The organism is Pararhodobacter sp., assembly GCF_036802785.1.
GTDB lineage: Bacteria > Pseudomonadota > Alphaproteobacteria > Rhodobacterales > Rhodobacteraceae > Pararhodobacter.
Genome location: NZ_DAIRVN010000017.1, coordinates 13,054 through 27,803, shown reverse-complemented (window position 1 = coordinate 27,803; position 14,750 = coordinate 13,054). Strand labels below are relative to the sequence as shown.

At 64.6% G+C, this 14,750-nt stretch carries 13 protein-coding genes and 1 tRNA gene; 4 read left to right on the top strand and 10 right to left on the bottom strand.

Annotated elements, in window-relative coordinates; all coding sequences use genetic code 11:
* Positions 1 to 101: 101 nt before the first annotated feature.
* From V7Q53_RS08285 to V7Q53_RS08240, 10 genes are all read right to left on the bottom strand, one after another.
* Positions 102 to 1,490, bottom strand: coding sequence for a TRAP transporter large permease (locus tag V7Q53_RS08285; RefSeq protein WP_333828063.1), 1,389 nt, complete (start codon positions 1,488 to 1,490; stop codon positions 102 to 104).
* Between the two features lie 6 nt (positions 1,491 to 1,496).
* A complete protein-coding gene (locus V7Q53_RS08280; protein ID WP_333828062.1) occupies positions 1,497 to 2,048 on the bottom strand; it encodes a TRAP transporter small permease subunit in 552 nt (183 codons plus the stop codon).
* Between the two features lie 215 nt (positions 2,049 to 2,263).
* On the bottom strand, positions 2,264 to 3,370 hold the full coding sequence (locus V7Q53_RS08275; protein WP_333828061.1) for a TRAP transporter substrate-binding protein: 1,107 nt from the start codon (positions 3,368 to 3,370) through the stop codon (positions 2,264 to 2,266).
* Positions 3,371 to 3,569: 199 nt separating this feature from the next.
* Positions 3,570 to 4,466: a DMT family transporter gene (locus V7Q53_RS08270; RefSeq protein WP_333828060.1), complete on the bottom strand. Its 897-nt coding sequence runs from the start codon at positions 4,464 to 4,466 to the stop codon at positions 3,570 to 3,572.
* Between the two features lie 88 nt (positions 4,467 to 4,554).
* Positions 4,555 to 5,691: a citrate/2-methylcitrate synthase gene (locus V7Q53_RS08265; RefSeq protein WP_333828059.1), complete on the bottom strand. Its 1,137-nt coding sequence runs from the start codon at positions 5,689 to 5,691 to the stop codon at positions 4,555 to 4,557.
* Between the two features lie 33 nt (positions 5,692 to 5,724).
* Positions 5,725 to 6,471, bottom strand: coding sequence for a sulfite exporter TauE/SafE family protein (locus tag V7Q53_RS08260; RefSeq protein ID WP_333828058.1), 747 nt, complete (start codon positions 6,469 to 6,471; stop codon positions 5,725 to 5,727).
* Entirely contained in the window at positions 6,468 to 8,243 is a 1,776-nt protein-coding gene (gene xsc, locus V7Q53_RS08255; RefSeq protein WP_333828057.1) for a sulfoacetaldehyde acetyltransferase, read from the bottom strand. Before xsc ends, V7Q53_RS08260 begins: the two co-directional genes overlap by 4 nt.
* Positions 8,244 to 8,365: 122 nt before the next feature.
* A complete protein-coding gene (locus tag V7Q53_RS08250; RefSeq protein WP_333828056.1) occupies positions 8,366 to 9,292 on the bottom strand; it encodes an ABC transporter permease in 927 nt (308 codons plus the stop codon).
* Positions 9,289 to 10,095, bottom strand: coding sequence for a taurine ABC transporter ATP-binding protein (locus V7Q53_RS08245; RefSeq protein WP_333828055.1), 807 nt, complete (start codon positions 10,093 to 10,095; stop codon positions 9,289 to 9,291). The genes V7Q53_RS08250 and V7Q53_RS08245 overlap by 4 nt, the downstream gene beginning before the upstream one ends.
* A gap of 64 nt (positions 10,096 to 10,159) precedes the next feature.
* On the bottom strand, positions 10,160 to 11,149 hold the full coding sequence (locus tag V7Q53_RS08240) for a taurine ABC transporter substrate-binding protein (protein ID WP_333828054.1): 990 nt from the start codon (positions 11,147 to 11,149) through the stop codon (positions 10,160 to 10,162).
* Positions 11,150 to 11,389: 240 nt separating this feature from the next.
* Between V7Q53_RS08240 and dapF the strand changes: the two genes are divergently transcribed.
* From dapF to V7Q53_RS08220, 4 genes are all read left to right on the top strand, one after another.
* Positions 11,390 to 12,226: a diaminopimelate epimerase gene (gene dapF, locus V7Q53_RS08235; protein WP_333828053.1), complete on the top strand. Its 837-nt coding sequence runs from the start codon at positions 11,390 to 11,392 to the stop codon at positions 12,224 to 12,226.
* Complete coding sequence (gene mtaB / locus V7Q53_RS08230) at positions 12,223 to 13,506, top strand: tRNA (N(6)-L-threonylcarbamoyladenosine(37)-C(2))-methylthiotransferase MtaB (protein WP_333828052.1); 1,284 nt, start codon at positions 12,223 to 12,225, stop codon at positions 13,504 to 13,506. Before dapF ends, mtaB begins: the two co-directional genes overlap by 4 nt.
* Positions 13,507 to 13,575: 69 nt before the next feature.
* Positions 13,576 to 13,651, top strand: a tRNA-Trp gene (locus V7Q53_RS08225).
* Positions 13,652 to 13,812: 161 nt separating this feature from the next.
* Positions 13,813 to 14,715 (top strand): hypothetical protein, encoded by a 903-nt coding sequence (locus V7Q53_RS08220; protein ID WP_333828051.1) that lies wholly within the window; start codon positions 13,813 to 13,815, stop codon positions 14,713 to 14,715.
* The last annotated feature ends 35 nt before the right edge of the window (positions 14,716 to 14,750 follow it).

The following is a 14,750-nucleotide window of genomic DNA, read 5'->3' as shown; positions in this document are numbered from 1 at the left end:
CGCTGCCCTTGCCAGAGCGTGTTTCGCCGCCAGCCCGGAAAAGCAAAACCGGCGCAGGGAAGGCCCCGCGCCGGTTTGCCTGCCTCAGTGCTGAGCGGCGCTCAGAACAGGACCGAGGGCAGCCAGGTGACCAGCCCCGGGAAGATGAACAGAAGCGCGATCGCCAGTATCTGCAACGCCACGAAGGGCACCGCGCCGCGATAGATCATCATTGTCGAGACATTGTTCGGTGCAACCCCGCGCAGATAGAACAGCGAGAAGCCGAAGGGCGGCGTCAGGAACGATGTCTGCAGGTTCACCCCGATCATCACGCCCAGCCAGACCGGATCAATGCCCAGCATCAGAAGCGTCGGCGCGGTGATCGGCAGAACGATGAAGATGATCTCGAACGTGTCCAGGATGAAGCCCAGAATGAACATGATGATCATCACCGTGACCATCGCGCCCATCGCGCCACCGGGCATGGCGGCGAGGAATTCATGCACCAGATTGTCGCCACCCATCTGCCGGAAGACGATGGCAAAGACCGAAGCACCGAAGAGGATGATGAAGATCATCGAGGTGATCACGGCCGTGCGCCGAACCACATCCACCAGCACGGTCAGGTTCAGCCGCCAGCGCAGCGCCGCCAGAAGCGTGGCACCCACCGCGCCGACCGATGCGGCCTCGGTGGGGGTGGCGATGCCGCTCAGGATGGACCCCAGAACCGCTGCAATCAGCATCAGCGGCGGCACCAGCGCCACGACGATCTCTTTCCAGATACCCTTGCGTTCTTCCGGGGGGATCGGCGTGGCGGGACAGCTTTCGGGGTCGGTGACAGCCTTGAACAGGATGTAGCAGATATAAAGCCCCACCAGCAGCAGGCCGGGAATGAACGCGCCCGCAAACAGATCGCCCACGGATACGGTTTTCGGGGCGAAGTTGCCCATGCTCATCTGGACCTGAGAGTGCATCCCGGCGATCATGTCGCCCATGAAGATCAGCACGGTCGAGGGCGGGATGATCTGACCCAGCGTGCCGCTGGCGCAGATTGTGCCGCAGGCCAGCTTGGGGTCATAGCCCGCGCGCATCATCGCGGGCAGTGAGATCAGGCCCATGGTAACCACGGTGGCACCCACCACACCCGTCGAGGCCGCCAGCAGCGCCCCCACCAGAATGACCGAGATGCCAAGGCCACCGCGCATGTTGCCAAACAGCTTGCCCATGGTGGTCAGAAGCTGCTCGGCGATGTTCGACCGCTCCAGCATCACGCCCATGAAGATGAACAGGGGCACAGCCACCAGCACCTCGTTGAGCATGTAGCCGGTGTAGCGCCCGGCCAGCGCGCGCAGGTTCGACATGTCGAACACGCCGAAATACAGGCCGATATAGGCGAAGATGATCGAGGTTCCGGCCAGCGTGAAGGCCACCGGGAAGCCCAGCATCAGCATGCCGATCACACCGAGGAACATCGTGCCGGCAAGGATTTCTCCTAGAAGTACGGGATCCATGCCTGCTTACTCCATATCGTATTTGTAGCGGTAATCACCCGGCACCAGATCTTCGCGGCCTGCGATCAGAAGGATCGAGCGGATGAGCATGGCAATGCCCTGAATCGCGACGGTGACGGCGAAAACGAGGATGAAGGTCTTCAGGATGTACAGGCCCGGCATGCCGCCGGGGTTGGCCGACCCTTCGCCAAGCCCCCAGGAGCGCTGCACGAAGGTGAAGGAATAACTCCACACCACCCAGGCGAAGGGCAGAAGGAAGGCAAGCACCCCCACCGCATCCATCCACGCCTTGGTCTTTGTCGAGGCCGGGCGATAAAAGATGTCCACCCGCACATGGTCATTGCGGTACAGCGCATAGCCCGCCACGGCAGTGAACATGACGCCGTTCATCCAGGGATAAAGATCCTGCATCCACAGCCGGGTGGTGCCGAGGATGTAGCGCTCGATCACAACCCAGAAACAGACCAGAACAATGCCGACGGAAAGCCAGATGAAGACGTTGCCCACCAACCTGTTGATCAGGTTGATCGCACGCATGATGTAGGACAGGATTGTCACCGTATCCCCCGTTTTACCCTGTTGGCACCTGCCCTGACCAGAACGGCCGGGGCCTGTGTGATTGCGGCTCGTGGGGCGTGGCACTTGCCTGAAACCGCCCCCGATCCGTCGCTTTATGCTATGACGAGGCCCGGGGAAATCCCCCGGGCCTTGAAATACGCTTGTTCAGACGGCCCTTTCGCGTGGTGCGGGGCCGCCCGTTTCCAGGCCGTGCATCACAGGTCCGAAATGTCGAAATACTGCTCACGGGCGCGGGTGAAGACCTGATCGGTCCCTTCCGTGCGGGTGCGCATCAGCTTGAGCGCGTCGATGAAGCTGCGGGCCGTGCGCTGGGTCAGCTCGTCGCCGCTTTCCAGAATTTCGACCAGAAGCTCCTTGGAGGCGACCGCCCCGGCTTCCAGAATGTCTTCGGGGAAGCTGGGATGGACGATCACGCCATGATCATTCACCAGCGTGGCCAGCGCGCGCGGGTCGTTGGCGGCGAAATCAGACGCAACCTGATCGTATTCCGCCTGACAGACGTCACGGATGATCGCCTGCATGTTCGCGGGCAATTCCTGGAACTTCGCCTTGTCCACAACCAGCTCGGTCGCCAGACCGGGTTCGACGAAGGACGAGGTGTAGTAATGCTTGTTGATCTGGTGGAAGCCGAGCGCCAGATCGTTGTACGGGCCGACGAATTCAGCGGCATCCAGCGAGCCGGTCTGCAGCGCGGCAAAGATCTCGCCCGCAGCCATGTTGGTCACCGAGGCGCCGATTTTCTGCCAGACCTGACCGCCCAGACCCGGGGTGCGGAAGCGCAGGCCCTGAATGTCGGAAAGCCCGGTCAGCTCGTTGCGGAACCAGCCGCCGGTCTGCGTGCCGGTGTCGCCCGACAGGAAGCCCTGAACGCCGAACTGGTCATAGATGTCATCCCAGATTTCCTGCCCGCCAAGATGGCGCACCCAGCCCGTCAGCTCGCGCGAGGTCATGCCGAACGGAACGCCGGTGAAGAACGACAGGCCGACCGACTTGTTCTGCCAGTAATAGGCAGCGCCGTGGCTCATTTCTGCCGAGCCGTCGATCACGGCATCCAGCGACTGAAGCGGCGGCACCATTTCGCCTGCCGAAAAGACCTGAACGGTCAGCTGACCATCGGTCGCGGCGGTGATACGGTCGGCAAGACGCTGGGCACCGACACCAAGGCCGGGAAAGTTGCGCGGCCAGGTGGTGACCATGCGCCAGGTCATGCGGCCCTGCGCGACGGCGGGTGCGGCAAGCGTCGTGGCCGCGGCGGCAGCGCCACCAAGCGCCGACGTCCGGATAAATGAACGGCGATCCATGTAGTTCCTCCCATGGGTAATTGTATTCAGCCCCGCAGGGGCTGATGCTGCCTGTTAAATCACAGGGCCCATCACCTGAAAACCCTGAATCCTGGCCGGAGCGTCAAGTTTTCCATGCGCTCGCCACGCGCAAAAGCGGTGTCCGGGGGGCGTTTCCGGCGGGTGGTGCGCGAAACTTCGGCAAACGCCACATTCCTGATCAGCCCCGCTTCCTGCCGCCCCCCATGTTCAGGGAGTTGGCCGAAAGGATGACAGCGGCGCCGATGAACACCAGCGGGTCCAGCGCCTCGGCATAAAGCCAGAAACCGACCAGCGCGATGATCGGCAGGCGGGCGAACTCCATCGGCGCAACGATCGAGGCCGGGGCATGCCCCAGCGCCGAGGTCAGCGCGAAATGTGCTGACAGCCCGGTCAGGCCGACCACCAGCAGCCAGGGCATCAGCGCCACGCTGGGCCATGTGAAGCCGGTGATCAGCGACAGCACCAGCCCGAAGACGGCCTGCGACAGGGTCATCCAGAAAAGCACGCACAGCACACCGTCATAACGCATGATCCGTTTGGTCAGCATGATGTTCAGCGCAAAGCCCACCGCTGCCAGAAGCCCGGCCAGATGGCCCGGATGCAGCGGCTGGACACCGGGCTGCGCGACCAGCAGCACCCCGACAAAACCCACCAGCGCGACCATCAGCTTGCGCCGGGTCAGCGTCTCGCCCAACAGAAGGGGCGCCAGCAGCACCACCCAGATCGGCAGGGTGAATTCCAGCGCCACCAGTTGCGCCATGGGGATGACCATGATGCCGTAGAACCACAGGTTCTGCCCGGCAAAGTGGAAAAGATTGCGCGCCAGATGCAGGCCCGGCACCCGCGTGGCGACCTGCCGCAACCCGCGCGGGCTGGCCGAGACGATCGCCACCACAATCACCAGCCCGATCAGCGAGCGCCAGAACATCAGCTCAAAGGTATTCAGCTCTGCCTGAACCGCGCGACCTGAGACGGCCATCAGCGTGAACGAGGCAATCGCGCCGGTCATCCAGAGGGCAGCCTTGAGCGGCTGGCTCCGGGGTTCGGGTGCTCCCGCGGTTGTCAGTTCTGCCATGCGCCGTGCCCCCCGCTTGTTCCCCTGTGGGGTGATACGGCCATTCGCTGGCGGGGTTCAATGTACTTTTCAGGCGCTTGTGCCCGGCTCAGCCGCGTTCAGCCAGTGGCACCCAGTCGCGCGGAGCAGGGCCGTCATAGAGCGTCAGCGGCCGGATCAGGATGTTCGAGCGCTTCTGCTCCACGCATTGCGTCACCCAGCCCGGCACCCGGCCGATGGCAAAGATCGGCACATACAGGTCCATCGGAATACCGTGCAGCTGATAGATTGCCCCCGACCAGAAATCGACATTCACGTTCAGCCCGTGGCGGGCATAGGGCTGCATCGCCTCGACCACTGCCTGCAAGATCCCGAACCAGCGCGGCTGGCCCATCTCGCGCCCCAGCGCCTCCACCCCGTCGCGCATGTGGCGTGCGCGGGGGTCTTCGGCGCGGTAAACGCGGTGGCCAAAGCCCGTCACGGCCTCTTTCGCGGCGCGCTTGGCGTTGACATAGGCAGCGGCGTTTTCCGGGCTGCCGATCTCTTCGACCATCCGCATCACATCCTCGGCGGCTCCGCCATGCGCGGGGCCGGCAAGGGTGGCCAGCGCGGTGACGATGGCGCCGTGCAGATTGGCCTCTGTCCCCACCGTGACGCGCGCGGCAAAGGCCGATGCGTTCGAGCCATGCTCGGCATGCAGGATGAAATCGACATCAGCCAGCCGCGCGGCATCGTCCGAGGGCTTCTCGCCCTTCAGCATCCACAGCCAGTTCGCGGCATGGCCCAGCGTGGCGTCAGGTTCCACGGGCTTGCGGCCATTGCGGATGGCCTCATGCGCGGCGACGATCATCGGCACCTGCGCGGTGAGGCGCAGCCCGTTGCGGATGAAGCCTTCCTCGCTGGCATCGCGGCTGTCAGATTCCAGCGCTGCCAAGGCCGAGACAGCGGTGCGCAGCACGTCCATCGGATGGCCCTGCGCGGTGGCGCGGATGATGTCATGCACCGCGCCGGGCAGCGCACGCGCTTCTTTCAGCGCGGCGTCATGGGCGGCCAGTTGCGCGGCATCGGGCAGTTCACCGTGGATCAGCAGATATGCGACCTCCTCGAACGTGGCATGCGTCGCGAGATCATGGATCGAATAGCCCCGGTAATGCAGCGTGCCTGCGCGGCCATCGATATCCGACACGCCAGAGCGCTCAAAATAGACGCCTTTCAGGCCACGGTTGATCTTGATGGTGTCGGTCATGTCGGTTCTCTCCCTCGAAAACGGCGTGGCGGGCTACAACAGCGCCTTGCCCAGCCCCAGAAGCGCCAGCACCATCAGAATGATGATGGCAAAGCGCCGGAAATCCTTTGGTTCAGCGCTGAGAAAGCGCCGCCCTCCCGCCCAGGTGCCCAATACGAAGATCGGCAGCGCGATGGCGGTGGCGACCAGCGTGTCGGCAGAGATCAGCCCGCGATGCAGCAGAAGCGGGATGGTCCACAGATCCAGCAGGGTGAAGTAGGCAATCAGCGTGGCGCGGAACACCACCGGCGCAATGGTCTGCGCGGCAAAGAACACCACCACCGGCAGCCCGCCGACCCCCGCCGCATTGGCAGCGCCCGAAAACAGGCCGGTGCCAAAGGTGGTTTTCGGCCCGGCGGGGCGGGTCAATGTCCAGCCCAGAAGCAGCGCGAGCGACATCGCCAGCACATAAAGCGCGATGATGGCGCGCGCGGTGTCCTCCGATATCGTGGTCAGCGCCCAGAGGCCCAGCGGCACCCCTATGAGCGAGCCGCCAAAGAGCGTCAGCACGCGCCGCCAGTCGATATGGCGGCGCACGCCGAGCCATTGCTGCGCCGACAGAACCAGATCGCCGATGATGGCAATCGCCACCAGTTGCAGCGGGTTCATCACCAGCGCCCCGGCGGAAATGACCAGCGCCCCAAAGCCAAAGCCCGAATAGCCGCGCACGAAGGCCGCGACAAAGAAGGCCGCCGCCATCCAGACGGCGGCCAGGGGGCTCAGCTCAAAGGGCAGGGTCATCCCCGTTGCGGGCGCATGTCGGCCGGGTCGATCCCGGCGACAGCCACGGGCTTTTTCATTGCATCGCGGCGGAAGGGCTCACCCAGTTCCTGATTGATCAGCGCTTCGATCAGCGTGGTCTTGCCATGCTTCATCTGGTCCTCGACCGCCTTGTTCAGGGCAGTGGTCAGCTCTTCCATCGTGCGCGCCTGAACGCCCTGCAACCCGCAGGCGCTGGCGATCCCGGCATAAGAGACCTGCTCATCCAGCTCGGTGCCGACGAAATTGTCGTCATACCACAGCGTCGAATTGCGCTTTTCCGCGCCCCACTGGTAGTTGCGGAAAACCACCATGGTAACGGCGGGCCATTCCTTGCGCCCGATCGCGGTCAGCTCGGTCACCGCGATGCCGAACGCCCCGTCACCGGCAAAGCCCACCACCGGCACATCGGGGCAGCCGATCTTGGCGCCGATGATCGACGGCAGGCCATAGCCGCAGGGGCCGAACAGGCCCGGCGCCAGATATTTGCGTCCGGCCTCGAAGCTGGGATAGGCATTGCCGATGGCGCAGTTGTTGCCGATGTCGGAGGAGATGATCGCCTCTTTCGGCAGCGCCGCCTGAATCGCCCGCCAGGCCATGCGCGGCGACATCCAGTCCGGCTTGTCATCGCGCGCGCGCTGGTTCCAGCTGGTGCCGGGGTCGTCCTCTTCGTGATCCATCGAGGAAAGTTGCTGTGCCCAGGCGGACTTGCTCTGCGCGATCAGGGCGCGGCGCTCTTCGCGGCCCTCGTCACCGGCGTCGGCCGACAAACGCGCTAAAATCGTCTCGGCGACGCTTCCGGCGTCTCCGACGATGCCAACAGCCACAGTTTTGGTCAACCCGATCCGATCAGGGTTGATGTCGACTTGAATAATTCTGGCCTTTTTCGGCCAGTAGTCCAGCCCGTAGCCCGGCAACGTCGAAAACGGGTTAAGCCGGGTGCCCAGACATAGTACCACATCCGCCCGCGAAATCAACTCCATCGCCGCCTTTGAGCCGTTGTAGCCCAGCGGGCCGGCAAACAGCGGGTGCGAGCCGGGAAAGGCATCGTTGTGCTGGTAGCCCACGCAGACCGGGGCATCCAGCCGTTCGGCCAGCGCCATGGACGCCGGGATCGCGCCGCCGATCACCACGCCCGCGCCGTTCAGGATGACCGGGAACTTGGCGGTTGAGAGCAGCTTCGCAGCCTCGTTGATCGCCTGCGCGCCACCTGCGGGGCGCTCGAAATCGACCGGGTCGGGGATGGTGATATCGACCACCTGCGTGAAGTAATCGCGCGGGAAGTTGATCTGCGCGGGCGCTGACAGGCGCTTGGCGTTCATGATCACACGGTTCAGCACCTCGGCCACGCGCGACGGGTCGCGCACCTCTTCCTGATAGCCGACCATGTCCTTGAACAGTGCCATCTGCTCAACTTCCTGAAATCCGCCCTGCCCGATGGTCTTGTTCGCGGCCTGCGGCGTGACCAGCAGAAGCGGCGTATGGTTCCAGTAGGCGGTTTTCACGGCGGTCACGAAATTGGTGATGCCGGGGCCGTTCTGGGCAATCATCATCGACATCCTGCCCGAGGCGCGGGTGAAGCCGTCGGCCATCATCCCGCCCGAACCCTCATGTGCGCAGTCCCAGAATTTTATCCCGGCCTTTGGGAACAGGTCGGATATCGGCATGAAGGCCGAACCGATGATGCCGAAAGCATGCTCAATCCCGTGGCGTTGCAGAACTTTGACAAAGGCTTCTTCGGTGGTCATCTTCATGGCGGGTTTCCTTGAATAGGGCAGGGGAAAGCGGCCCCGCCTGCGCGGGGCCGGATGGCAGAACAATCGCCAATCGCGACGCGGTTGGTTAGGGCCAGTCGGAACCTATACGTAAGGCCAGATCAGCCCCGGCCCTTCCACGGCACCAGCCAGCGCTCCAGCAGGCGCATGGCCACGTCGATGGAATAGCCGATCACGCCGATCAGGATGATCCCCATCAGAACGATATCGGTCTGCATGAAGCGCGAGGCGACCATGATAGTGAAACCCGCCCCTTTTTCCGCCGCTACCAGCTCTGCCGCCACAACCGTGCCCCAGCAGACCCCCATCGCCACCCGCGCGCCGGTGAAGATATCGGGCAGGGCGTTGGGCATGATCACATGGCGCAAGAGCTGCCATTTCGATGCGCCGAGCGAATAGGCGGCATGCACCTTGCTGAGCGTCACGCCCGCCACGCCCGCCCGCGCGGCAATCGCCATGATCCAGAGTGCGGCCAGAAACAGCAGGATGACCTTGGCCTTTTCGTCAATCCCGTACCAGATGATCACCAGCGGGATCAGCGCCAGCGGCGGTACCGGGCGCATGAATTCGACAATCGGGTCGAACCAGCCGCGCAGAAAGCTGTTCAGCCCCATGGCAAAGCCCAGCGGAATGCCGATCAGCGCGCCAAAGAAGAACCCGGCAAACACCCGCCAGATCGAGATCGACAGATGCTCCCACAGCGAAAAGTTGCGATAGCCGTTGGCGGCGATGTCCAGCAGACGTCTCCAGACGTTTTCAGGCGGCGGCAGCCAGATGGGGCGCATCTGCCAGTCAAGCGGCGCGTGAATGAAGGACCAGCTTGATCCGGTGAAGGCCGCCCAGATCAGGAAGATCACCGCGACCGACGCGATGGAGGCAAGCCGGCTGGGACGCACCGCGCTTTCATCGCCAAAGGTGACGGTCTTGCGCGCGACCATCCCGTCCCGGTTGCGGATGCGGGTGGACAGCCAGGCGGTCAGCGCCCAGATCGTGACCAGCAGGGCAACATAGATCAGAAGGAGGGTCATGCCGGGGCCTCGGTCTTGCCCATGATTTCCTCTTCCATCTCCCAGATCATCCCCAGAATTTCCTCCCGCCTTGCGGCGAACTCAGGCAGGCGTTTGACGGCGCGCAGGTCTTCTTCCACGCCGCGCGCTGCAAAGGGCAGGCGGTATTCGGCATGAATGCGGCCGGGGCGCGGGGCCATGACGATCAGCCGCTCCCCCAGCAGCAGGGCTTCTTCCACCGAATGGGTGATGAGGATGATGGTCTTGCCGGTTTCCTTCCACAGCTTCAGCACCAGCCCCTGCATCTTTTCACGGGTCAGGGCATCCAGCGCGCCAAGGGGTTCATCCATCAGAATCACATCGGGGTCGTTGGCCAGACAGCGCGCCAGCGCCACGCGCTGCTGCATCCCGCCGGACAGCTCATACACCGCCTTGTCGCCGAAGCCTTGCAACCCCACCGACTGCAGCAGGCCCTTCACCCGCGCGTCAATTTCACTGCGGGGCCGTCCGGCCATGCGCGGGCCGAAGCCCACGTTTTTCGCCACCGACATCCATTCAAAAAGCGCGCCCTGCTGGAACACCATGCCGCGCGCCCGGTCAGGGCCGGTGACCGGGGCCTTGCCCAGCATGATCTGCCCGCCGGTCGGCGCCAGAAAACCTGCCAGTATGTTAAGGAGGGTTGTCTTGCCGCAGCCCGAAGGCCCCAGCACCGACACCAGCTCACCCTCGGCTATGTCAAGCGAGACATCCTTCAGCGCCTCGATGATGCTGCCGTTGGGCAGCGAAAAGGTCATCGAGACAGCGTTGATTTTCAGATCAGCCATGCATTCTCCGCCGTCAGTCAAGGGGGCACCCCCGGCAGGCGGCCGGAGGTGCCTGAAGCGTTGCTCACATATCGGCGGCGGCCTGAAGGTAGCTGGGGTTTACCACACCCTCATAGCTGTCGAGCGCCGAATCGATAGTGCCCTGCGCAACAAAGAAATCGGCGACATCCTTGATAAAGGCCTGCAGGCTGCCGCCCAGCCATTCAGGGCCAAGCTGCTCTTCGATGGTCGGGAAAACGAAGGCGTCCATGGTTGCCACGGTGGATTCCATGTCCATGCCCGCCGCTTCGGCGATCACCGGCAGCATCGCCTCGCTGTCGGTGGCGAAGCGGGTGTTCATATCATCGGTCACCCGCAGGAAACCGGCGATCAGGTTCGGGTTGGCAGCCGCAAAATTCGAATCGACCGAGATCACGTCAAAGATGCGGATGCCGACTTCGCGCTTCTCGGCGCCGGTCATCAGCACATCGCCATGCTCCATCATCCGCCGCAACGCGCCGCCCCAGCCGCAGGCCATGGCGACATCGCCGCGCGCCATTGCCGCCGCGCCGTCAGCGGGCGACAGATCGACGATGGAAAGCGTGCTGGTATCGATGCCGAAATGTTCCATCTGGCGCAGCATCCCGTAATGGGCGGCAGTGCCCAGCGGGACAGCCACACGCTTACCCTCCAGATCGCTGGCATTCGCGGCGGTGATTCCTTCGGAGGCATGAACCACGCAATTGTCATTGTCGTCATAGGTTTCGGCGACGCCCACCAGCTCAATATCCATGCCCGCCGAGGCGGCAATGACAAAGGGCGGCACGCCCTGGCTGAAGGCGATCTGCACCGCGCCCCCGGCCATGGCCGCTGACATCTGCACCCCGGTCTCGAATGCGCGCCAGTTGACGCGCACGCCAAGCGCCTCGTCATACAGGCCCTCGACCTGTGCAAACTGGTTGGGCGTCGGCCATTCGAGGAAATAGGCCACGGTAAGTTCATCCACCGCCAGCGCGGCGGTACCGGACAGCATGAGCGCGGCAGCGGCGGTGGCGGTTGTCTTGCGAAGGTTCATGGTATTCTCCCTGTTGTCGATAATGCAGCGATCAATCGCCAAGCCATCGGCGCAGCGGCCTGTATCGGGCTTCTGTCTGCGCGACGGCGCAACTCTGAGGGCAGCGCGCCGGGCGGACATAGCGCCAGTTTGCGGGAATCCACCTGTCCAGAGCGCGCATCTGCCGTTACTCCGGCCCTGTGCACAATCGCGCGCCGCTGCCACTGGCAGATGCATCGATATTCGACTATATCCGCGCGCATGGTTACATCAGGCCGCACCCAGGGTCTGGCCTTTCGCAAGATGCACGGGGCCGGCAATGATTTCGTGGTAATCGACTCGCGCGGACGCGGGGCGGTGGTGACGGCTGCGCTGGCGCGTGCCATCGGCGACCGTCATCGCGGCGTGGGATATGACCAGCTGGCCGAACTGCGCGACAGCGACGATGCCGACCTGACGCTGGATTTCTGGAACAGCGACGGTTCGCGCGCCGGGGCCTGTGGCAACGCCACCCGCTGCGTGGCTGATCTGGTGATGCGTGAGAGCGGCCGCGATACTGTGTCCATCCGCACCACGCGGGGCCTGTTGCGGGCCGAGCGGCGGGGCGGGGCAATCTGGGTGAACATGGGCGCGCCGCTGACGGACTGGCGCGAGGTGCCGCTGGCCCATACGCAGGACACCCTTCACCTGCCCATCGAGGGCGACCCGGCGGCCATCGGCATGGGCAATCCGCATTGCGTGTTTTTTGTGCCCGATGCGGGCGCGGTGGCGCTCGACACGCTTGGCCCAAGGGTTGAACACCACCCGCTTTTCCCTGAACGCACCAATGTCGAATTCGCCAGCCTGCTGGGGCCGGACCATCTGCGCATGCGGGTGTGGGAGCGCGGCACTGGCATCACGCTGGCCTGCGGCTCGGGCGCCTGTGCGGTGGCGGTGGCGGCGCATCTGCGGGGGTTGACGGGGCGGCAGGTGGATCTGGTGGTCGATGGCGGTGTGCTGCGGGTGGACTGGCGCGATGACGGGGTCTGGCTGTCGGGCCCGGTGGCTTTTGTGTTCGAGGGCGTTTTGTCGCCCGCGTTGATGGACGCCGCGCTATGAACGCGCCCCTGTTCACCACGCTTGGCTGCCGCCTGAATGCCTATGAGACCGAGGCGATGAAGGCGCTGGCCACGCAGGCCGGGCTGGAAAACGCGGTGATCGTCAACACCTGCGCCGTCACCGCCGAGGCCGTGCGCAAGGCCCGTCAGGAAATCCGCCGCCTGCGCCGCGAGCACCCCGATGCGCCGATCATCGTCACCGGCTGCGCCGCCCAGACCGAGCCGGAAACCTTCGCCGCCATGCCCGAGGTGACGCGCGTCATCGGCAACCATGAGAAGATGCAGCCGGAAACCTGGGCGGGGATGGTGCCTGATCTGATCGGCGCGACCGAGCGGGTGCAGGTCGATGACATCATGTCGGTGCAGGAAACGGCGGGGCATCTGATCGACGGTTTCGGCACCCGCAGCCGCGCCTATGTTCAGGTGCAGAACGGTTGTGACCACCGCTGCACGTTTTGCATCATTCCGTATGGCCGGGGCAATTCGCGCTCGGTCCCGGCGGGCGTGGTGGTTGAGCAGATCAAGCGGCTTGTCGGGGCGGGCTACAACGAGGTGGTGCTGACCGGCGTTGACCTGACCTCATGGGGCGCTGACCTGCCCGCCACGCCCCGGCTGGGCGATCTGGTGCGGCGCATCCTCAGGCTGGTGCCGGACCTTGCGCGCCTGCGGATCAGTTCCATCGATTCGATCGAGGCTGACCCGGCACTGATGGAGGCCATCGCCACCGAGCCGCGCCTGATGCCGCATCTGCATCTGTCACTGCAGGCGGGCGATGACATGATCCTCAAGCGTATGAAGCGCCGCCATCTGCGCGATGACGCGATCCGCTTCTGTGCGGAGGTCCGCGCGCTGCGCCCGGATATGGTGTTCGGCGCCGATATCATCGCCGGTTTCCCCACCGAATCTTACGCCATGTTCGCCAATTCGCTGAAGCTGGTGGAGGAATGCGGGCTGACATGGCTGCATGTCTTCCCCTTCTCGCCGCGCAAGGGCACGCCCGCCGCGCGGATGCCGCAGGTTGCGGGCGCTGATATCCGCGCCCGCGCGGCGCTGTTGCGTGCAGCGGGTGAGGCGCGGGCGGGGGCGCATCTGGCAGCCCAGTTGGGCCAGCGCCATGCGGTGTTGATGGAAAGCCCGCGCATGGGCCGCACCGCGCAATTCGCCGAGGTGCTGTTTGACTGCGATCAGCCCGAGGGCCGGATTGTGTCCGCGCAGATCCATGGTCAGGCCGGGGGGCAGTTGCTGGCGGTAGCCGATGGTGGCCGCCTGAGTGCCGCGTAACATTCGCGGGCGCGCGCAAAACCCCTCTTGATTTCCCGGCGCTGCTGGCTTAACCCCCGGCGCAGGCCTAGGGGTATAGCTCAGTTGGTAGAGCATCGGTCTCCAAAACCGAGGGTCGTGGGTTCGAGTCCCCCTGCCCCTGCCAGGCCTTTTCCGCACCGCATGAATCAAGCGATCCGCCCGCCCGGGGGCCGGACAAACGCGATTGCTCATCGCGTTGCAAGCGCCTTTTCATGGCGCTTCCTTGCCCGGTCGATCCGTGGCATGCCTTTGCGAAAAGGCGGGGTCTGAGAAGGGGCGCGGGATTTGCAGATCATCCTCCATATCGGGGCTCACAAGACTGCCAGCACGCATCTGCAGATGGCCATGGCGCGCGGGCGCGATCTATTGCAGGGGCAGGGGGTGGCCTATTTCGGCCCTGACGAGTTGCGCCGCCGCGGGCTGGGTGTGCCGGAATACCTGAGCGCTGAGGCCGAAGATACCGCCCATGGCGAACGCATCCGCAGCGCCCTTGCCGTGCCCTGCGCCCGGCTGGTGCTGAGCGACGAGAACCTGCTGGGCAATGCCCATAATGTCGAGCTGATCCGCACCGCGCGCCTCTATGACCGTGCCGCCGCGCGGCTGACCCGGGTGGCGGCGCTGCTGCCGCCGGGGCAGGTGGTGCTGGCGCTGGGTATTCGCAACCCGGCCGGTTTTCTGGCCTCGGCCTATGCCCAGCGGCTGATGAGCGGCAAGTTGGAAAGCTATATGGACTATACGCAGGGCCTTGACCCCGCCCGCCTGCGCTGGACGGATCTGTTGGAACGCTTGCAGGCCGCGCTGCCCGGTGCCGCCTGCCATGTCTGGCGCTATGAGGATTACCCCGGCAATGCGCCTGAGGTTCTTTATACGCTGCTTGGCCCGGCGGCAAAAGCGGCCCGCCCGGGCCCCGGTGTGGCGCATCCCGGCCTTTCCCTGCGCGCGCATGGCATTCTGATGGCCGAGGCCCCGGCGCTGGCAGTGCAGGGGGAGGAGGCGATCAGGGCGCGGGTAAAGGCCCTGCGCGCGCTCTGGCCCAAAGGCGCGCAGCACCCCGGCTATCAGCCCCTTGATGACCATACCCTGCGCCGCGCCGGCGAGGCCTATGCGCTCGACTGCGCACGCATTGCGGCGCTGCCCGGGGTGTGCGCGCTTTGGATTCAGGGCGCAGGGCCGCGCGGCAAGGCTTGAATTCCTGGCCGCTTGCGGCTATCTGAGCGCGAACG